The organism is Dehalococcoidia bacterium, from assembly GCA_003597995.1.
GTDB lineage: Bacteria > Chloroflexota > Dehalococcoidia > Dehalococcoidales > UBA1222 > SURF-27.
This window is the reverse complement of sequence record QZJY01000068.1, coordinates 1-19900: the sequence shown is the minus strand read 5'-3', so window position 1 is coordinate 19900 and position 19900 is coordinate 1. Positions and strand designations below refer to the sequence as shown.

Sequence of the window (19900 nt, the reverse complement as noted above, 5' to 3'; positions counted from 1 at the left end):
GGCTATTGCGCATAGCGCACAGTCCGGAATCTTATATCATCCCCACTCTTCTCTGCGCTGTGCTCTGAAAGACAGCTTCTTGAAAAACATCCGCCTTGACCGGCCAATCGTCCAGAATGGCAAACCGCACCGCCGCCGCCACCTGCGGGTACTCCATGACGGCCTCGCCCAGCTCTGCGATGCGGTTTTGATCGGGCACGGCCACGAGCAGACGCACCAGCTCGCCGCCCTGGTACTCCTCCAACGCCCGGCTGTAGGGGATCAACTTTCCCTTGATGAAGGCGGCGACGGACTCGGTCGCCCGGTCGGCCTCGACGGCGACGAGGCACGCCCGACCTCCCTCGTCCCATCTGGCCAGCAGGTCGGGTCTTACACCTTGCCAGCTTGTTTCCCGCTCCACGTTAAGGCTGACGCCTCGTCTCGCCGCCAGAGCGCAGAGTCGTGCGCTGATGCTGCCGGTCAGCGCCGCGTGCTCCCACAATCTCTCCTCCGGCAGAACGAACGGTTGTGCTACCGCCTTACCCTTCTTTTTCAGTTCCTCCCCGCCCTGGCTTGTCAGATAGTAGGCCAGCCGCTTACCCAGCTTCACAAACTCCAACACGCCCTCGTTGGCCAGGGTTTTCAGAAACTGCCGTCCGTAGGCCGGCGAGCCGGGAAAGAAGATATCGCTTAGATCCGACAGCGGCACCAAACCGCAGACGGCCAAGAGCCGCAGAACGAACAGCCGCTTGGCCTGTCCTTGCAGCTTGCCAAGATCCACCGGCTTGGCCGCCGGTTTGTTCTGCGGTGTCTGTGTTGGTGCTGTCGCGGATTCTGCGGTGTGCCGCTCGTTGTTCTGCGCTATCTTCGCCAGCGTCAGCGTCGATTCTGCGGTATGCGTCTTTTCACTCTGCGCTATCCCTGCTAGCGCAGTCGCTACCGGCACGCCTTGCTTTTCCAGGGCGTAGCAAATCAACTCTTCGGTATGGTCGTTCGGCGGTGTTTTGAAATCCGGCGAGTAGACGCTGAAGACCTCGCCGTTCAACCTCACCGCTGCCCGTCCGACCGGCAGGCGGTTCAATTCTTCTTCGGTGAACTCGTCGTGCAGTTCCGCCCTGGCCGTCTTTGCGTCGCCCGAGCCGATGCCCATCGCGAAGTACATTAACGCCGCCACGTTGGTGGACAAAATCTTGCGGACGGTCGGCGGAATGGTTTCATAGCTCTGATTAATCAAGCCAAGGCTCATACGAAACTTGGCGGTCTCTGTCAGGGTGCGGGTGATCAGGTCGGCATTTTCCAGGTTCAGAAACGCCCCGGCCTCGTCCACGTAGCAGTGGAAGATGTCGTTTTTCTCCTGCGGATTGCGCCGGAACGCTTCCAATTGAAGCAGGGCGAGCACGATGGAGCCGATGACAACGGCGCTGGCATGCGGGATGTCGGCCAAGTCGCAGATAACAATCGGCTTGGCGTCAAGCAGCGATTTGCGGTTTCCCCTGAACGAATTGAAGCCGTTTTCTTTGGCGGCGATCATCGGCCGGATCGAGCTGCGACTGAAAACTTGCAGCTTGTTTAGCGGCGCGGCGAAGCTGTCCTTGGGAAGCTTGTCAAAGCCCAACAGCTTTTCTCTGGTGTCCTCGTCCGCGAGCCGCCCGGCCAGCTCACTGCGAAACTCCTTGCTTAGGATCACCCGCGCCAAATCCAGCACGGTGTAGGTTGCGGCCGGGCTGGGGTCTTGCAGCAGGGCGGTCGTGGCGATGTCGAGGATATAGCTGGTGCGCGGGCCGATACTCTCGGCCGTAAAGGCGCGGCCCAGAATCTCTTTCAAGGTCTCGCAGACAAACTCCACGGCAAAGGCGTCCTTGCGCCCCAGGTCAAAGAGGTTCAGAGGGAACATCCGGCCCTGCGTGGCCATGAGACGCGGCGAAATCAGGATAACGTCGTTCCAGCGCTCGCTGGGAATATGCGGCAAGACCCGCAACGGCAGGTCGTGTTGGTCTATCAGGGCAAGGCCAAGTCCCGATGTGATGTCGCCGGCGGCGATGCGGACTAACGCCGTGCTCTTGCCGCTTTGCGATTTGCCAAAGGTGCAGAAATGGTTGTTGCGAGCGCTGTAAGGCAAAATCACGGGATAAGTCTTGCCCCGCAAGGTGTGATAGCCCAGGACCCGCCCCGGCTCCTCCGTGCGGTCCATGCGCGCCGTCGCCACTTCCCGAACCAAGGCCCTCTCAATGCGGTAATCGGGTGCCAGGGGCAGATGCCACAAGCCGGCCAACTCCGGCAAGGAGATGAGCGACAAGCCGTCGCTCAAACCTTGCCGGCGTTCCAGGACCGCCTGCGCGGTCTTTTTCGCTTTCTTCCCTTTTAGCGGCACGGGCTGGAAATGGTTGAACGGCGCGTTGAGGACGCTCAGCGAGCGGGTCAACGCGGTCACCGTGAGTTCGTCCTGCCCCAGCAGACGCAAGGCGAACAGCGCCAAGGGTTGGCTGAAACGCTGCTTGACCAACCCCTGCCTAAAAGGCTCCATCAGCCGGCCCAAGCTGCTTAAAGCGGCGAGAATATCCGTGGCCATGCCCTGCCCCGAGTCCGCTTGGGGGCGCACCAACAGTTGAGCGAGAAACGGCCCGGACGAAAAGGTCTTCATTTTTTCCTGTAGCAGGGCAACAACATCCGCCTCATCCCACTTCAAAGCAAAGGACAACGGATACAGCGAACTCACGGGCAGCAGATAGGACAGCAGGCTCTCGTCGCTTAAACCCGACGCACCATTCCAGCTTTCAAGGCTCAAAATCTCGGTGTTCAAATGTGACCCGAATTGCGCCCGCAAGTTGGCCACGCATTCGGCGTCCTGGTCGTGAAAACCAATCTGAAATTGAATCTGCTCCTCGCGGTCTTTGTATATTTCGAGGGAAAAGGGTTCAGCAAACCCGCCCAATAGAGGCAGCATGTCGTCCGGCTGGATAATCGTGGACTCTTGAGGAGCCTGGATAACGGCAAGCTGGGTGCAGGGCGCGTCTTGCCTGAATAGCTGCTTAAACCACTGATAAAACGAAAACCGACCCGCCCGGCCGCCGATGGCCGCCGCCCGGCGCAGACGGCGGCCATAGTAGTTTTCTTGGCTGCGCTTGTCGCGACTCGCGGCGGCGTTCGGGTTAGACATTCGCCAGCCCTTGCCGCTCTTCGCGCCGATACGCCCACTTCCCGACGTTGCCAACTACCAGGATTACCGCCACGGGCAGGCCAAGCCAGCCGTAGGAGGAAGCGTTTGATGGCAGCGGCCGACCATCGGAGAAGTACGAGATCAGCATTGCAATCAGCACCAAGCATGTCTGCGTCAGCGCGACGCAGGCCGCCATGACCAGATGGCGAGAAACAACGGGGAGAAGTACGACGGGGAAGCGCAGCAGAACGTGTTCGGTGAGCCATGCGCCCACACGGTAGCTGACGACGACATAGCCCTTCGCCAGCCACCAGACCAGCTTGAACAGGAAATGAACGCGCCAAAAGACAACGGCCAGGAGAAGCAAAAACGCAGCCCCGATTACCCAACCCAGCGATGACCCGTGCGGACAACGCTCTTGAAGTGAGATAGCCAGGGCGACGAGGGCAAAGCCCAGAATCGCGCCGACTGCTAACTTTTTCCCGACCTTGTGCAATCCGATGATGAAGGCAAACCCCGCTGCCACCAGCGCCAAGCAGGCCACTGAACCTATTAGTTGCAGCATGGCTTTCTCCCCTTAGTTGGTGATGGTGAGCTTGGCTCCGGCGAAGAGCTTTGGGACCAAGGTGAGCGCCTTCAACCTGCGCTCCGCGTTTCGTCCCATGGGCGGGCTCATGACAAGCCTGACCGGTATCCCTTTGAAGGGCTCGCCCTGAATTTGAAGCTGGTCGGAGTTGGCCTCTAAATCCGAAGCGACCAGCAGCGACACCTTATCTCCTTGGGCGACGAGTAATTGCAGTTCGGCCGCCAGCATTTGAAGCGTATCCAAAAGCGGCGAGCACTGGGTATCCTGAGCGGCCACCGCTTCTTTGAGGAGAACGTCCTTAACTTTGGCGGTGATGTCTTTCAGACTCTGGCGGTGATGCGCCCGCGAAACGGGGGTGACCTCCCCTTGGAAGATCAGCCGCAACCCGCCGCAGCCCACCAGAAAGACACGGACGGAATCGCCGTAATTCAAATTCAGGCGCTGGGCCGCCTGCTGGGCCAGCAGCGCGCTCGTGGCGGGTTCGGTGATGTCCACGATGATCGCGGTTTGAACGGCATCCGCCGCGAAGGCATGGGAGGTGAAAGCCGCACTCAAAAGCATTACGAACAGAAGCGCAAGATTCTTGTAGGAGGGCCGGACCCAGTCTTTGCGCGCCTGCTTCCCGCTGACAAAGCCTTCAGACCGCTCGGCTTCCTCCTGAGCGTGGGTCTCGTGGCGGTTGATCTGTTCATTTTGGTAGCCCTCCATATAACCTTCCATACGGTTGCGTTCGGCAACCAGCCGCTCATGCTGGCGACGGGCGGTTTTCTCTTCCCCCCAGACCCGTGTGCTGACTTCCAATTTCCGGTGCAGGACGGCCAGAAAGACCATCGAAAAAGCGGTCAGGCAACCCCGCACGATGGCGCTTAACCAGTCCCCTTCGGCTCCGTAGCCGATGGCGGCTCCGAGAACTAACCCGAACAATCCGGCGACAATCGGTCCTTTCATTTTGAAGCTCCTTTCCTGTTTTAGTTGGACTCGGAATCGAACAGCGCACCGATGCCATACCCCCCCGCGCAAACGAGAAACGCGCAGCCCAGCCCGACGAGATAGCGCAAGGCGTCGCTTTCAAAGGTGTGCAGGAGTTCGGCAATGACCGGCCCGAGCAGTGCGCCGTCAAAGGCGACGATGACGATAACCAGGGCGAGCCAGAAGACCGGTCTGCGGTACGGGCTGGCCTCACGCTCCTTCGCGCGCCACCAGCCGAACGCCTCGGCAATGGCCTCGGTCTGCTTCTCCAACCGTTGCCGATAACTGCTTACTTTGTGGGGGACGATTTTTCCCTTGGCCTTGGTTTCGTTTACCTCGGGGGACAGCAATGGCTCACGATTTTTTCGGGAGCGCTGCGAGGCTTTTTCGGGGTCTTCGTTGGAGTTGATGATGTGGCTTAAAGCGGCGTCGTACAATTTTTGGCGGGAAGGTTCTTTTTGTTTCTTTCGCATTGCTTCCTCCTTCTAACCTTCGGTTCTGGGGGATGGGGTTTGCCGGGTGTTGTTCTGGGACTTGAGATGCTGAAAACGGCGAATGGCGATCTCTAAATATTTTTCGGTGAAGTCAATGCCGACGAACTGGCGACCGTTTTTATATGCCGCAATACCAGTCGTGCCCGTGCCGCAGAAGGGATCGAGGACGACATCGCCTTGTCTGGTGCTCGCGAAAATGACGCGGGTTAAAAGATCAAGTGGCTTTTGTGTCTCATGTCGGCCGAACCGCTTCTCCCAGCGCGGCGTCTTGGGAATTGCCCACACGCTACCCATCTGCTCGCCGGGTGAGTGAAGTAATTCAACCTCGTTGCTTGCTCCGCAATGAGCGCAGGTGGTTTGCTGGCGGTAATTCTTCCGCCAATCCCGCATTAGGTCATGGTTGAAATAGTACCGAGAGGTGGAACTTTTCGCCGCGAAAATCAACGTTTCGTGGTTGGAGATCAGAAACCGACGCGACCGATATTCACCGAAGTCTGGTTTCCACCAGACAACAGTGCTCAACTGCTTGTAGCCCAACTCTTCCAAGGCTAGGCCGCACTGGTGGATCGAAGCCACCATCCCGCAGACCCATATTGTCGCATCGGGCTTGAGCACCCGGCGGCAGGCCGCGAGCCACGCGCGGTGGAACGCGAAATCTTTTTCCAAGCCCTCGCTTTTGTCCCAGTCGGCCTTGCCGATTCGGAAAGGCGGATCGGCGAAAAGCATATCCACGCTTTCCGGGGGCAGTTCGGCGAGCACGCGCAGGCAATCGCCGTGATAGAGCGTGAAGCAGCCGGGTTCGCTGAAGTATGGAGTCAAACCAGAAGCAATTTGCTGAAGCATCGTTTATTTCTCCCTTGCTATGTGTTTCTTTATGGCACGTTTCGTGGATTTGCGTCTCTCCTTGTTCCCTGCGCTCTTGCGAACCGCAATGGCGAGGAGAATTAGCGACAGCCAAATCCACAACGCCTGACTTGCCTGTGGCGGCAACTCCGAGCACAAATCGGGTCGATAAACGTTTACGTTCAGGGCTAGCAGTGCGAGACTGAAACTAACGGCGCTCAAGCGCAGGCTGCTCAAACTGATTAGCCCCAGCGAAGTGAGGATAAGCAGATAAACGAAAGCTTCGAGCATGGTCGCCTCCTGTTACAATTTCTTTTCCCAACTGCTGGCAAGTGTCGGGCAATCGGGCGTGATGCACCATTCCTCCCGCAGGCCAGCGGACGAACGCCAGCCTGCGGGAGGTAGTGTTCAAGGATTAGTCCTTGGGGTCTTGCTCGTGGAGATGGGCGATATACTCCGCGAAGATCGCGTAGAGGTGCAACTTTGACTCCGCACCGCTTTTCAAGCGGGCCGCTTTAACGTGGGCGTCGAAGGTGTGGACGGCGATGTGCATCGCCTCCGCGTGGTCACTATAATAAAGGACAGGGTATTCGCAGATCCGCTCAACGGCCTCCTTTTCCCTTTTAGTCAGTTTTTCCCACATAACAGCAACGGTTTCGAACCGGTTTTCTTTTTCCATTAGCTCTATCCTTTCTTGGCTGAGGTTAGCGAAAATTTTCAGCGCGCTGAAAGGTGAGCACCGAGTTATCCACAGGCAACCACTTGACACTTTAGTGGTTTTATGGCACCTTACATTATCTGGTTAGATTGGCTTTGTTTTGAGCAGACGGAAGGCTTTTATCGGGGTATCATGAGGTGTCCCCAGCATTGCATCTTTTGGTGCTTTGCTGGGGGAATCGGCATGTACCCGATTGGTCGGCCTGCTGCTTTGGGCCAATCGAATCCAGAGCTATTGCAGGTGTGCCATACCTGCTTCAGTCTCGTGTACTCTGGGTTCTTTTTCGAAAGAACTTGGAACCGGTTCCCTCCACCGCCCCCCAAGGCGGTGGTTTTTACATTGTGACAGTTGTTTGATTTCATAGGCAACTGCAAAGAAATGCAAAAACCTTCAATATCAGGCAAAGCATCACTGAAAGAACTTAAGAGGCGGGCAGCTCTATTGGACTATTTATGCAAGCAAAAAGGGTTTACGATTCCTGATTTTGCCGAAAAAAGTAAAGTGGCCGAAAACACAATCCGTAATATTCTCAATGCTAGCTCTAACACACGCGCGGACATTTTGGCCAAAGTAGCTAAGGCGCTGGAAATTGATGTATCCGTGTTCTATCCTGACTCATGCATATCGGATGTTGAAACGCCACGTCGCTCCTTCAATTCAACATTCGAGGGTATGGAGAGAAGTGTAAATAGAAACCTTGCTTATCGAATCGACCCCGCGATAAATGACCTCGAAGAAGTGAAGGTTGATTTCCTCACCCACACTGACTTAAGTGAACAGGCGATTCGTTTGGGTATTGCCTGCAAGCCTCCATGTTTTAACGAAATTTATGGAGTATTGAAGTCCGGGAAGAACATCTTTATCGAAGGTGATCCTGGCCATGGAAAATCTGCTTTGGCGGCTTGGATTCAAGTTAATCTTGACGAGCAAAATATTGCGAATGACTTCTTTCGCGGAGAGGATCTCGGAAACAATCCGGACGCATTTGCCTTACAGGCGCTAATTAGCAACCTTGCAGATGCAACCATCGTGATATTGGACAACGCCCATCTGATATTGCCGCATTGTTCTATTATTTTGAGATCCAGACACGCTCAACGTCTGCAATTTCTTTTCTTCGCCCGCACAGGCGCATTGGAGAAATTGCTCGACCGGGAAGTTAGCTTGGGAAGCTACTCACATTACATATTAGAACAGGACTATGAAATCCATATCAGCAAGAATATCGCGAGAGTTTTTCTACCTCCCGCCAAGGCAAATGAGTTATTGACATTTTCTGGCGCTGATTTGGTTTTTACCAAGTGGATGCTGGCCAGCATCATCTTGAATAAAGAAGAATTACCGGCCAGTCCGATTCAACTTGCTTGTAAAGAGATGAAAAGGATTAAGGACCAACATGGTGTCGAAGCATTGCAGATATTTTTGGCCTTAGCCGCGTTGCGCTGGGCCGAATTTCCGTGTCCGCAAGAGGGATTGACGACTATATTCAAATTTTCGACTGCGGCTCTGGACAGCATTATTGATACCCGGCTGGAAGTTGAGAAAGATCAACGATATATTGTCCTTAAACGCCATCCGAAACTTGCCCGCCTGTTTGTTGATGCCAGCCAAAAACTTGATCGATATTTTGAATGGTTATTACAGCCTCTTTGTGAAAGGCTGAATATTACGTGGAACAGCGTAGCCGAACTTAAGCAATTCGACTTTGCTTCAATCATGCTCGCCACTTTCGCTCTTAATGATTTAATCTCGTTCTACCATATCGAGGCGCACCTTGCGTTTATGAAATACAAGGAGAGAACCTTAAAAGAAGGGATGAGATTATCTCTTGATGTCGCCCGAGCGGCGATTGAAATAGAGGCTGGGCGCTTGCTGGTACCGAATATAAAAGACCTTGCGATTATTGAGAAACGATTATTCCTGACCTATTTGGCAGTACGGGCCAAGCGCTTAATAGATGGCGGCGAAGAAACTCGCGAACTCAACACCATCGTCCGCAAAAAACTATTGGTAGGTAAATGTCCATCGGGAATTTTCGCGAGCAAGGGATATGTCCTGTACCAACAGGCATATCTCGAACAACTGAACAATAATTTCACTAAAGCATCAGCACTATTCCGGCTATCCGCCAAGGCGGATGAAAAGTGGGCGTCTGCGCATGAAGCAGATGTATTCCATTGGGTGAAGGCGAATCAAAGCCGAAATGTTGCTATGAAAGCTGAGCTGCTCTACTTTGAAATGCAGTCGATAAATTTAGACGGAAATATTCCAGACGTTGACATAATGCGGAAATTTCGAAGAACGAACGAACGTGTATTGTCAGCTTATCCAGATCTGGAAGGCCAACAAAAATCGACGGAAGATGTATTTCTACTTTACGATTACTGGGATGACGCACTAATGGACAAGGCGCGCCTTTGCGGTTGGCTAAATGATGAAGACGGTCTTTATGATGCCTTGAAAAAAGTTCACAACCATCCGAAAATGGTCACTCTGTACTCTCGATGGGCACAAGCAATTTTAGCGTATGTAAGAGAGGAATATGAGAAAGTCATCGAAAACCTAGAGGCTGTCCCAGCAGAGACATTCGAAGAACGCTCGGGTGAGGTGGTGGGCGTTCAATCGCAGCTTCTAGCCGTGGCGTATTACCGACTAGGCGATATTACAGGGTTTGAACGTTGGTGTTATTGGATATTATCGGATCAATGTCCAAAAGATGCGGGCAACGGCCCTTCGAAAGAATGGGCAAAAAGAGCATTGAAGATTGTATAAAAAAACCGCAACATTCTCGACAAATCCCAAGAGAAATGCAGTATCTGTCAAAAAGAAAAACCCGGAAAATAGCTTAAATATCCGGGGTAAATGCTGTACTTTATTTGCTCGCATTAGAAAAATATGATTAAGAGCGGTCGCCTTTTTCTTGTGTGTGCAAACGGCGTGTGGCCTATACAAATTAAGGCCATTCCCCGCACACCCTCGCATACTCGCAGTTCGCGCAACCCCAACCGGGATTAGGGGCGAAGATGTTCGCCTCGATGCCACGGGCCACGGCTAGCGCGCAACGGGTGAAAAATTGCAGGTGTTTGTTTTCGCGGACGACCGCCGTCATCTCGACGCGCGGTTTTTTCAGTTTGAGCAAATGAACGAACATCAGCGTCGGCATGCGTCTCTCTTTGAACGAGAAGGCGTAGGCATAGGCAGACAATTGCAGGTGCCTCGCGAGTTGGCCAGCGTCGGGAACGCTCTTCGCCGTCTTGAACTCGACAATGCCCTCGGGCGTCACGAGATCGTAGATTCCCACGAGCGGCTTGTCGCAAAGCACCTCCCCCGTGTCCGGGTCGCACAGCGGCACCTCGAAACGATGCTCAGCTTCCACCACCTCGAACCGGCAGACCTGGGCGTATTCGGCGAGCAGGGTCTGGCCTAGCTCCAACAAGCTTTCCGGCGTATCCGAGTTGGCGTAGTACAACGGCTCGGTTGTCTCAGCCGCCCAGTCGGCGCGGAAGAGCCTTTGAAACTCTTCCACGGGCAGGGGTTTGCCGTCTTTCAAGCTTTCATGGAACGATGCCAGGGCGGAATGGATGGCCTTGCCGAAGGCCAATGCGGCGAAGTGACGCTCCGGCTCGCGTTCCTCAATGTAGCGGAAGTAGTAGTGCAGGGAGCAGTTGAGGTAGAGCGTGATTTGGCTGACGGACAGATAGTCAGGCATGGCTCGCCTCCGCGTGAGAACCGTTGCCTTGGCCCTGGCCGTTCTCCTTCATGAGTTTGTCGATGTAATCCGACGCAGCCTTGCGAGATACCTTGCGCAGATCGTTCACGCCGAAGGCGGTGAGCAAATGCTGCTTGGCCGCCTCGCCCTCGATTCCCTTTTTGGCCAATTGCCGAAAAAGCATCTGGCGCTGCTTGTCGGTCATGGGAACGAATTCCTTGGATGGGTCGGCCGGCGCGGATTGCTGGGGGGATTCTTTGGCCGCTTCGCTTTTGGTCAGGGCTTCCAGCGACGCGCCGTCGGTCAATTCCTCGACGGCCACGACGCCGACGCCCAGGGCGTCGCGCAGGGCGCGCGCCTTGGCGCGGGTCTCGGCCACACGGATGAGGTGGGGCACCAATTCGGCTTCCACGCTTTGGGGCGAGGCATCGCCCAGGCCGGTGAAGACGCCGATGCCGGTTTTGAGCACGGCCTTGACCACGGCCAGTTGTCCGTTGTCGGGCAAGGGAAGCTGGACTACGTTGGTTTGCAATGCCTTGATGCCGTTTTGGTGCATGGCCGTGAGCAGGTCGGCGTAGAGGGTGAGGTTTTTCACTTCCACAAGGTGTCCGTCCTCGTCGCGGATGACGACCTTGCGAATCAAAGACTCCTTGGCCTTGCCGTTGCCGTTCGGTTTCATGAGGGCCTCCTATGGGCTGTATGTGGGGTGAATTGATGAAAGGACGATAGATAGATTCAGCCTACCAAATCAGGAGGGCAGAATAAGGGGAAGGAAAGGGGCCATAATGGCCCCTTCCAATCAAAGGAAAATGAAACTGTATAATGTTTGAGGCTGGTTTTGAGCAGGCTTTGCCTTAGCCTGTGGATTGGCTTCTTCCGTCAAAAAGTCGCGTTGAATTCAATATCCGCTTGCTCTCCTGCCTCGGAAGAACAATGCACAGAAATTGATGCAGAAACCGTCGAGAGCTCGCTCACCACGAATTCACAGTCCGCGCTTTCAGACTCAAACCATTTTTGTAGTCTCCCGCAGATTTCATAGGCATAGTTATACATCCACTCTATTTTGCATTTGATAAGGTCATCACCCTCTTGACAGCCCTCAGCATTGCAGATTTCTTCATTCACAGAGCTGCAATACACTGACGAAAGGATGTCGTCGCCTCTAAGCTCCAAATAAGCCTGGCCGCTATAGGGAAGCGGGGCTTCATCGGGCAAAGATAATTCCAGGCGGTGTTTGGTATTGGAATAGTTGCCTTCGAATTCACCCCTTACGGCAGCCAAAATCTCTTCGCTGCTCCAGTCTTCGCAATTCTCGGCGCTTGCGGCAATACTGTCCGGCTCATAAGAAGCGTAGTCCACCGCATTCCACCAGACCCCAATATTCACGTTCCCATCGCTAATCGATTTCCCGAAGGAGACATCCTCGCCCGAGACGCAATACCGTTCATCGCCGGGAGGAGTGAAGCACAGGGTTCCAGGTTCCAATTGATTGCCTGGGCTACTATCGCCATCGCCGGCCCAGTTGTCGCCGTCCAGGCCGGAGAATCCGTTGTTGTCGGAATCATCCTCCCCGCCGCAAGCGGCGAGCGATATTGCCAAGGTCAAGCAGATGGCTTTAAGCAGCACCATTCTTATTTCCATGACAAACTCCTTTGCTGTTAACGTTTTCGATCTGACCATTTTCATGGCTATCCCAGTCCCGATCATCCAGTTATCCACAGGTCGTATTGCAGTAAATAGATTATTCTTTGTATAATTAAGCGAAGGGGGACTAACTCACGCCGCACCCTGGAAACGCTATGCCTCTCGAACAGGAAATCGACAACTTTGTAAAATACCTTGGAAATTTAGGCTATGCAGACTCTACCCGGATAGGCTACGAACAGGACTTACGCGCCTTCGTCCGCTTTGTAGAAAAATCGAATGACGGGCAACGGCCAAACCTTTCTCCAGAGAACGTCGAAGCTTTCATCAATCGGCCAGACCAGCACGGGAAACCGCCCTCGCCGGCCTATCGCAACCGGCGGTTGTCCTGCCTGCGGTCGTTCTTCCGCTATCTGGTGGAGCGGCAACTGCTGGATGAAAATATGAACCCGACCCGTCTTGTTCGCTTTGCCCGTCTCGCTCAAACCGAACCCAGCGCCTTGATCTATTCCGAGTATGTCCGGATCATCCAAACGATACGCCAAAGCGAAGCCGGCTGGCTCAAACGGCGGGATTTGGCCGTGGTCGCCACGCTCTACAACACCGGAATTCGGCTGTCCGAGCTCACGGCGCTGAACGTGGAGCAGTTTGACCAGGAAGGCGCGCGCTTCGTTGCTCTCGCCCGCAAAGGCGGGCAAGTCAAGGATCTACCCGTCAACCAAAACGTGGTCTGGGCGCTTTCCTCTTGGCTCAACGTTCATCCGCTTTTCGGCTCTGACCCTCGCTGTCCGTTGTTTGTCAGCCGCCTCAAGCGCCGTCTCTCCGGCCGCACGGTGGAACAGCTTGTCGCCAAGTACGCCAAGCAAACCGGGCTGAGAAAGCCGGTTACGCCGCACACCTTCCGGCATTCCCATTGCACGGAAATCCAGCGGCGGGGGGCGGAAATCAAGACCGCGCAGGCGGCGATGGGGCACCGGCGCGTGGAAACCACCATGCGCTACAGCCACAGCCAAGAGGCGGATATTCGCGCCGCCATTGCGAAGTTGGACGACCCCAGCTTGTGGTACGAGGATGCAGACGATTGACGACCGATTGACCGAATAATTCTCTTGACTTTGTGCGGGCAATAATCTATTGGGCGCAGGTCAGGCAAGGGGATTTTGCAGCTTCTTACCTCTATTTACTCACCCAACTTAATGCCATATGAACGATTTCGATAAGCTTTGGGGTCGGCTGGAAAGCCGACTCCTGGAAACGCTCGCAGAGCGCAAAGACGACATCCTGCAATCCCCGGAGCAAGAAAAGCTGCTTGCGGGAATCGTGGGGCAGACCATCCCGCCCTATAACTTTGACTTGCAGGATGTTTGCAGGGAATTGGCCAGAAGAGAAGGGCAACGGGAAATGAGCCCGGTAGTATTGGTTGATGTTTACCGGCCGGTCGTGTTCAACCGGCTTCTGGACACGGCTAAGAGGTGGCTCTATGAATCTTGGATCGTCTGATGCCTAATTTGCCACTAAGGCAGATTACAAATCCATGAAAATTAGCCCTGCTTCTTGTTCAACAATTTTGGGGTCGGTCGCAAGGTGGAAGGATCAAGAGCGCTATAGTCGAGGTAATAAATGTCGTCAAATTGTAAAACTCTAAAGAACACTCTAGCGACAAGGGTATGTAGTGCTTTCTTTCTCCTCAATGTTTCCAGATATCCTTCTGACCCGAGGCTATTTGCATGAACAGAATCATTTCTTGCTTTTAAGGCATCTTGTTCAATTATTCCATATTGAATCCCAAGGTCTTCTAAAAGAAGTGTGTTTAACTTTGTTCCGGATACGCTGTTCAAGCCTCCTACACGAGACTTAATTTCTTCCAATTGAGAGGCAAATTCGACCTGTTTTTCTGTGACAATAATTTTGTCTATAGTATTGAATATCTCTGATGATATGGTTTTCCATATTGTTTTCGGGAGCAACCGTGTCTTATGTTCATTCGATGCCAAAGAGTAAAAGTAGCGGCGCAGGATTTCGAAAGCTCCACCAAGATAGCCAGCAGCCATGTTAAGCGGAGCACTGAAGCTGTAGAGATATAACCACACCGCAAGGTCTAGTTGTTTTACAGCTTCACACTGAATGTAACGCTTGAGGAATTCTGTGACTAACGCCTCATCCACATCATCGAGGGATCTTTCATGCAGAAGTACCGGAGGTGTAGGAAAATTCTCCCCGCCCGGAATAAACGCGGATATGGCTGTAGCCACAATAGGATAACCATCGGCACTAGTTTCAGTTCTTCCCAAGACACCGAAACCGCAACCGAAAATGAACGCAAGGGCCATCCTGATAGAGTAGCGGAGTTTTTCATCTGGGAGTCCTTTTCCCCCTGCAGAGTATTCGATGAAACCTGGTCGCTTAACTTTGAATGGTTCATTTACTTGATCTGTAGTTATTTGGCCGAACCGAATAAAAGAAACAGTGGGTAAGTCAAGATTTATTCGTGCGTGATCATGACTTGCACTGGATGTTTTTAACACGTTTTCTCTTATTTTTGCAGAATCACGTTCGATCCATTCTGTGACAATACTTTCGCGGTCTGTTGTTCGTGGCCAATGCCTATCATCGGGAAAATTAACGACCCATTCAGTTATTGCAGTCGCAGTTTCAGACTTTCTGTAAAAAATATGAAGCCTATCTGCAATACCATTTTCTTTTGTAACAGGGGCGTCTTTGAATTTGAAATTTGTTGAAAGGTTGGAAGGAAAATACCCTATTAGCTTTCCTTGCAAGAAAGGCTCGCCTAGCAAATCAAGGTCAATTCTTTCTCTTATAGCCTCAGTATCCAATTTGTCCCTCTTCGGGGCTCCACCACCTATTGCCGTTATGGATAGCCTATAATCCGGACTCCTTGAGACCTCAATTTCAGCGGCTTTGCTTAACAGGCTTGAGGGATCGCCAACGCGAAATTTTTTTGGCAAAGAGAACGGGAGCCAATCAATAGACATACGAATCTCCATAGTTGTCTTGTCATAACACAGGAAATTCGTACCATAGGACCGCCCTTTCCCGCTACTTTTTCTAAGAAAACCGAGCACCTTTTGAGTGCTCGGAAAATGCGGCCTTATGCCGAAACCTGTTGCGGCTCGGCTTGGGGACCAGAAGCAAAGAGCAATCTCCCCGCCAGCCGCTCCATTTCGAAACGCTGGTCGGGGTGCGGCAGCAGCCGCGCCACTTCGGCCATGGCCTGGACCAAGCCAAAGCGCGTGGCGAACAGTCCTTCCTGTTTGAGCGCGGTCAGCACCGGCTCCTGGTAGCGGCCGAAACCCGGCACCTGCTTGAGCAAGCCGTGCACCGCCTCCTCGGCATTCTCCACCGCCACGCCCAAGGCGCTTTCCAAGGCGGCGAGGCCGTCCTGCCAGCGCAGTTTCAGACTGGCGAAAGCGCGCTCCATGAGGCCGTCCAGGGCGTCGTTTTCAATCGGCCGGTGGGTGCGGTAGAGCAGGCGGAATTCGCCGTCTGTCGCCAGCATGCCGTTGGAGCAGACGAGGCGCAGAAAGTAGACGTGGACCGTGAGCGCGGTGAAGCCGACCTGACTGTTGCGAACATATACACCGGTGAAAAACTCGTCGCGCCGGTCGCCGGCATGGATGGTCGCAGGCGAGGGCGAGATAATGCCCAGGTGGGTGGAGCGGTCGGTGAACTCGGCGTGGAAGACGCGCAGGGACGACAGCCAGCGCTCGCCCACGGCCTGGGTGAGGCTCCCGATGATCCGCTCGTCGGCGATGGGAGTGTAGGTGGGGCTGACGATGGCGGCGAGCGCGCCATTGGCAAAGTATTCGCCGGGGCGCAGCTGGCGGGTGCGCAGCTTCCAGGCGGCGTCGGTGCGAGAAAGCCGCCGGTTGATCTCTTGGGCGGTTTCCTCGCCCGAGACCTTCTCGAACCACTTGTCCCAGCGGATGCCGAGGAGACCGGCGAGTTGCCGGCGCGACCAGGGGGTGAGGCCAAGGGGGCCGGTGTCCGGGACGACGATCTCGCCGGTGGGCAGGGCGCGCAGGGCGCTGGCCTCCAGTTCGACGTCCGGGTTCCACAAGGCTTGGTCCTTGTCCACGAGAGACGCGACGGCCTCCCATGGCAAAGTCCTCTTCAACGACACGGGGCTAGACTCGTGCAGCATGGTAGACCTCCGAGGTTTGGGGGGATGGATGGAAGGAAAGGTGCTATGAGTATGGTAGAACGAAGAAATGAATAAGAAAGGGGGTAAGAAACTCACTGCCAGGCATCAAGCTATTGACAATGCTTCGCCATGCATGCAACTAACAAAAACGTGCACAGTGGCCCACTGGCTATGGTAAAATCCCGAAAGTCGGATGAACCAGTTAGGCTTTTGAATTCTAGCCTCGGTAACCTGTAGAATAAAGGCAAGCCAATGACGGATGAAATGACGATAAGACATGGATTTGTCGCGATCCTAGATGCTCTTGGCATGAAAACATCGACAATTGAAGATAGCAAAAATTTCATTAGAGTAAGGAGTAATTTGGTAAAAAGCTTAGAAGAGTCTTCAGATATTTTAAAAAGTCGATTTGGCGAAGAGATGCGTGCTCTACGTATGCCAAGATACCTTGGTTACAGCGATATGTTGATTATTATATGGGAAACAAGTGAATACGAAATCACTAGCATAATTCCTTACTTGTCTGAGCTTATTTCATCAGTATTTGTCGTTGGATTGACGAATAATGTTCTTTGGCGAGGGGCTGTTTCCTACGGTCAATTTTTGCTATATAAAGGCTCATTGCTTGGCCCTGCGGTTTCTGATGCCGCAAGTTGGTATGAGGAATGTAACTGGATCGGGATAGTTACAACTCCCAAATTAGGCTTTCACGTATCAATGGTTGAAGAGGAGATGAAAACAGGTGGAAAAAAACCGAAGACTGTTCGGGAGGAATTACGTTGTGTATTTTATAATGTTCCCTTAAAAGATGGCAGCAGTTCGATGTTGTGGGTGCCGGACTGGCCTACGGCGTGGAACCACCGCTGCGTCGGGAAGGAAATTGATTGCAAAAAAGAACTGTTTGAAGTTTTTGGGACCTTTACGACGTCGAAGCGGGAGTATTCTAAATACCTAAATACATTGAAATTTTACGACTACGCAATGCAGGGTTAACCTAGATACTGTACAATTTTTCTAACAACCAGGTCTTGTTCAGATTTGCACCTTTCGTATTTTGTTCGATGTCAAGCAAAAAAGCTTTAAATTCCTTAAAGTTAGAATCGAGCCTCCTTTTGATTACATCTAACATATCGTAATTACTATTAAAAGTTGAGCTAAGGTAAATTTTATGGCCGAAATCTTGTGGGGAGCAGCCGCCTAAATTTTCAGTATTTACAGGGGCTTTGAGGCCCAGTCGGTTCACTAGATAACCAAAGCCGTCAAGTGCTTTTAATCTTTCTTGGTCTTCGGGAATACTTTCCAGCTTGGCACGGATATAACTGAATTGATTAGCGTATTTTGAGATATTTGGGGTGCCCCTATCGGATGAACGACCAGTTCCTTCCGTTTGGTGAGTCTTGGACTTCTCACCTTCGTTGTAGGTGATCTTCCCCGGGCCTCCCGGGCCTCCCGGGCCTCCCGGGCCTCTTGGGCCTCTTGGGCCATCAATCCCATTGATGGACATCGGACATCCCGTTCGATTTTTTAAAGATTCAGCCTACATTCAGCGACCGACCCTCTAGTTCAGCTACCATTGGCGAAGAAACCTTTTCTTTCCGGTTAAAGGAGCTTGCATTTCGACCTAAAGCGCGGGATTTATACCTTTCTCGCCGATGGCTAACTTCGGCAGCTGAATCGCTCTCCAAGGTTTCACCAACAAAGTTTTCGGGGTCTGGCCGTAAGTTGATCGACTCTCTCGTCCTTAATCCTCATATTCGGCAGTTTTCCAGAAACCTTAAATAGGAGACGACACTCGCTATTTGGGGGAACACTGTTATTTGAATGGCTGCAGGAGAGGGAAGAATCGGTAAAGAGGAAGATTATGGCAAAAGCCGGAAAAAAGACTTGCAACAGTGCGGCCATTTTGATAGTGTCTACCTTGTCTAGTTCCATTTTCCTTTTCTTTTTCTAATAAAGAAAAATCCCAGCCAAATCCAAACCTCAACATCTCTAGCATTATATCATACTTTCAGTGTTTTTGCAATAGTTTTGTTCGTATAATTAGTAAGTCACAGATTTTATTCGGCTTTTTGGAGTTTGCAATATGAACACAAATGTATTCACGCGTAAATATCATTAACTTTTTCTTGTTGGTGGAGCTTCAGTGAATTTGCGGTACTGCTTATTCGTTAAACCTACTCCTCTTAAATAATTACCGTAAAGCACTTCTTCCTCTATTTGACCATTCTTGACCCTAAATTAAAGAGCGGTACTTTATCTCTCCGCTAAACGCCCTCCCCGCCTTCCCCCGAATCAGCATCCGGATGGCGAACTCATGCGCCGGGAGCATCATCAGGTCGTCAGGTGTGTAGACCGGCGCGAGATGCGGCGCTAGAAGGCGCGCGTCGAGCGCGCCCAAGCGCAGCGCAACGAGCGTCCCGGCGTTGGTTAGGATATCGGCTTGCAGCGGTGGCGAAAGCGAGGCCAGCGATTGCTGAGCCAGGGTCACCCCCAGGCCGTATTTGCGGCCTTCGGATAGGAGCGCCACGAAACCTGGATTGGCGAAGAGCGAAAATTCGTCCACGAAGAGGTAGAAGGGTTTGCGCTCGGCTTCGCTTTGATGCGCTCGGGCTAAAACGGCTGCCTCAAAGAGCGCCAACAGTAGTGAGCCCAACAGCACGCAAGCGTCCAGACCGATGCGCCCCCGACTTAGGTTGATTAGGAGAATCTTGCCGTCAGAGAGAACCTTCTCCAGCCGTAGCCGCGATTTGGATTGCCCAAGGATACGCCGCAAGATTGGATGTCCGACCAGCGCCCCGACCTTGTTTTGCAAGGGAGCCAGTGATTCGGCCGCCAGCCGTTCAGGCTGTTGGGCAAACTCCTGTTGCCAGAATTTCCGCACCACCTCATCTTTCACCCGCGCACTCAAACTTTCTCGCCAGCGCGCGTCCGAGAGAAAACGGGATAGGTCCAAGAGGCTCATCCCTGGAGACTCCAGCAGTGCCAACAGCGCCATGCGCAGCAGGTGCTCGCTACGCGGCCCCCAGAAGTCAGGCCACGTCTTGGTAAAGGCGGCGATGATCGCCGAGGCAGCCAAGCTTCTGTCCTGACTCAGTCGCTCCGCGAGCGGATTGAAAGGCAAAACAGATGCTTTATCTGCCGGGTCGAGCAACACGAGGTCGTTCTTCCGGTGTTTGGGCACGGCGTTTAGCAAATGCTCGATCAAGTCACCGTGCGGGTCAACGACCATCAGGCCGTTGCCTTGCTCCATGTCCGACCGGGCCATCGTTTCAATCAGCGTGCTCTTACCCGTGCCGGTTTGGCCCACGATGAGCATGTGCCGCAGCCGGTCTTGCGGCAGAATGCCGAAGCGTTCGCGGCGCTGGCGATAATTGAGTTGTCCGATGAGGGTAAATGGTTCGGAAAGCATAGATAGTTTGAAAACAAAAAACCGCCGTGGCGTTTTAGCGTCCCGCACCTGGGCTCGGCGAACCGTGACCCGACGCAAGCCCAGGCCCCGCCCCGCCACGGCGGACGCAGGTTGACCGTCAGCCTATGGTTAAGCCGGCGATCCGGGACGTTGGGAAAATAGTGAATGAGTTTGCGAATCGCCCGCCTTGCGCCAGACCGTTTCCAGCAACCGTTCCGGATGCTGAAGGT

The 19900-nt window shown here is 53.4% G+C and carries 18 protein-coding genes; 4 read left to right on the top strand and 14 right to left on the bottom strand.

Going from position 1 to position 19900, the window contains the following annotated elements:
• Positions 1 to 31: 31 nt before the first annotated feature.
• The 7 genes from C4542_08940 to C4542_08910 all read right to left on the bottom strand — a co-directional run bounded on the left by C4542_08940 (position 32) and on the right by C4542_08910 (position 6707).
• Positions 32 to 3136: a hypothetical protein gene (locus C4542_08940; GenBank protein RJO60572.1), complete on the bottom strand. Its 3105-nt coding sequence runs from the start codon at positions 3134 to 3136 to the stop codon at positions 32 to 34.
• On the bottom strand, positions 3129 to 3701 hold the full coding sequence (locus C4542_08935; protein ID RJO60571.1) for a hypothetical protein: 573 nt from the start codon (positions 3699 to 3701) through the stop codon (positions 3129 to 3131). Before C4542_08935 ends, C4542_08940 begins: the two co-directional genes overlap by 8 nt.
• A gap of 12 nt (positions 3702 to 3713) precedes the next feature.
• A complete protein-coding gene (locus C4542_08930; GenBank protein RJO60570.1) occupies positions 3714 to 4670 on the bottom strand; it encodes a hypothetical protein in 957 nt (318 codons plus the stop codon).
• Between the two features lie 20 nt (positions 4671 to 4690).
• Positions 4691 to 5164: a hypothetical protein gene (locus C4542_08925; GenBank protein RJO60569.1), complete on the bottom strand. Its 474-nt coding sequence runs from the start codon at positions 5162 to 5164 to the stop codon at positions 4691 to 4693.
• 12 nt (positions 5165 to 5176) lie between these two features.
• The gene (locus C4542_08920; protein ID RJO60568.1) at positions 5177 to 6028 is read right to left on the bottom strand and encodes a site-specific DNA-methyltransferase; all 852 of its coding nucleotides are present in this window, start codon (positions 6026 to 6028) and stop codon (positions 5177 to 5179) included.
• Positions 6029 to 6031: 3 nt separating this feature from the next.
• Entirely contained in the window at positions 6032 to 6319 is a 288-nt protein-coding gene (locus C4542_08915; GenBank protein ID RJO60567.1) for a hypothetical protein, read from the bottom strand.
• Between the two features lie 124 nt (positions 6320 to 6443).
• The gene (locus tag C4542_08910) at positions 6444 to 6707 is read right to left on the bottom strand and encodes a hypothetical protein (GenBank protein RJO60566.1); all 264 of its coding nucleotides are present in this window, start codon (positions 6705 to 6707) and stop codon (positions 6444 to 6446) included.
• Between the two features lie 387 nt (positions 6708 to 7094).
• Here C4542_08910 and C4542_08905 point away from each other — a divergent pair, with 387 nt between their 5' ends.
• Positions 7095 to 9518: an XRE family transcriptional regulator gene (locus C4542_08905; protein ID RJO60565.1), complete on the top strand. Its 2424-nt coding sequence runs from the start codon at positions 7095 to 7097 to the stop codon at positions 9516 to 9518.
• A gap of 181 nt (positions 9519 to 9699) precedes the next feature.
• On the opposite strand, the gene C4542_08900 is transcribed toward C4542_08905, so the two are convergent.
• From C4542_08900 to C4542_08890, 3 genes are all read right to left on the bottom strand, one after another.
• A complete protein-coding gene (locus C4542_08900; GenBank protein ID RJO60564.1) occupies positions 9700 to 10455 on the bottom strand; it encodes a PD-(D/E)XK nuclease family protein in 756 nt (251 codons plus the stop codon).
• Positions 10448 to 11134 carry a hypothetical protein gene (locus tag C4542_08895; GenBank protein RJO60563.1) on the bottom strand — a complete coding sequence of 229 codons (687 nt, stop codon included), beginning with the start codon at positions 11132 to 11134 and terminating at the stop codon, positions 10448 to 10450. The genes C4542_08900 and C4542_08895 overlap by 8 nt, the downstream gene beginning before the upstream one ends.
• A 200-nt stretch (positions 11135 to 11334) precedes the next feature.
• Positions 11335 to 12096, bottom strand: coding sequence for a hypothetical protein (locus C4542_08890; protein ID RJO60562.1), 762 nt, complete (start codon positions 12094 to 12096; stop codon positions 11335 to 11337).
• A 158-nt stretch (positions 12097 to 12254) separates the two neighbouring features.
• On the opposite strand from C4542_08890, the gene C4542_08885 reads away from it, so the two are divergent.
• Entirely contained in the window at positions 12255 to 13184 is a 930-nt protein-coding gene (locus tag C4542_08885; GenBank protein ID RJO60561.1) for a hypothetical protein, read from the top strand.
• A gap of 118 nt (positions 13185 to 13302) precedes the next feature.
• Complete coding sequence (locus C4542_08880; GenBank protein RJO60560.1) at positions 13303 to 13599, top strand: hypothetical protein; 297 nt, start codon at positions 13303 to 13305, stop codon at positions 13597 to 13599.
• A 41-nt stretch (positions 13600 to 13640) separates the two neighbouring features.
• On the opposite strand, the gene C4542_08875 is transcribed toward C4542_08880, so the two are convergent.
• Together C4542_08875 and C4542_08870 are read right to left on the bottom strand one after the other, a co-directional pair.
• A complete protein-coding gene (locus C4542_08875) occupies positions 13641 to 15092 on the bottom strand; it encodes a hypothetical protein (GenBank protein RJO60559.1) in 1452 nt (483 codons plus the stop codon).
• A 116-nt stretch (positions 15093 to 15208) separates the two neighbouring features.
• Positions 15209 to 16261, bottom strand: coding sequence for a hypothetical protein (locus C4542_08870; protein RJO60558.1), 1053 nt, complete (start codon positions 16259 to 16261; stop codon positions 15209 to 15211).
• Positions 16262 to 16513: 252 nt separating this feature from the next.
• Between C4542_08870 and C4542_08865 the strand changes: the two genes are divergently transcribed.
• On the top strand, positions 16514 to 17254 hold the full coding sequence (locus tag C4542_08865) for a hypothetical protein (protein ID RJO60557.1): 741 nt from the start codon (positions 16514 to 16516) through the stop codon (positions 17252 to 17254).
• Between the two features lies 1 nt (position 17255).
• Here C4542_08865 and C4542_08860 read toward each other — a convergent pair whose 3' ends face one another.
• Together C4542_08860 and C4542_08855 are read right to left on the bottom strand one after the other, a co-directional pair.
• Positions 17256 to 17765: a hypothetical protein gene (locus C4542_08860; protein RJO60556.1), complete on the bottom strand. Its 510-nt coding sequence runs from the start codon at positions 17763 to 17765 to the stop codon at positions 17256 to 17258.
• Between the two features lie 729 nt (positions 17766 to 18494).
• On the bottom strand, positions 18495 to 19670 hold the full coding sequence (locus C4542_08855) for a DUF87 domain-containing protein (GenBank protein RJO60555.1): 1176 nt from the start codon (positions 19668 to 19670) through the stop codon (positions 18495 to 18497).
• Positions 19671 to 19900 lie beyond the last annotated feature (230 nt).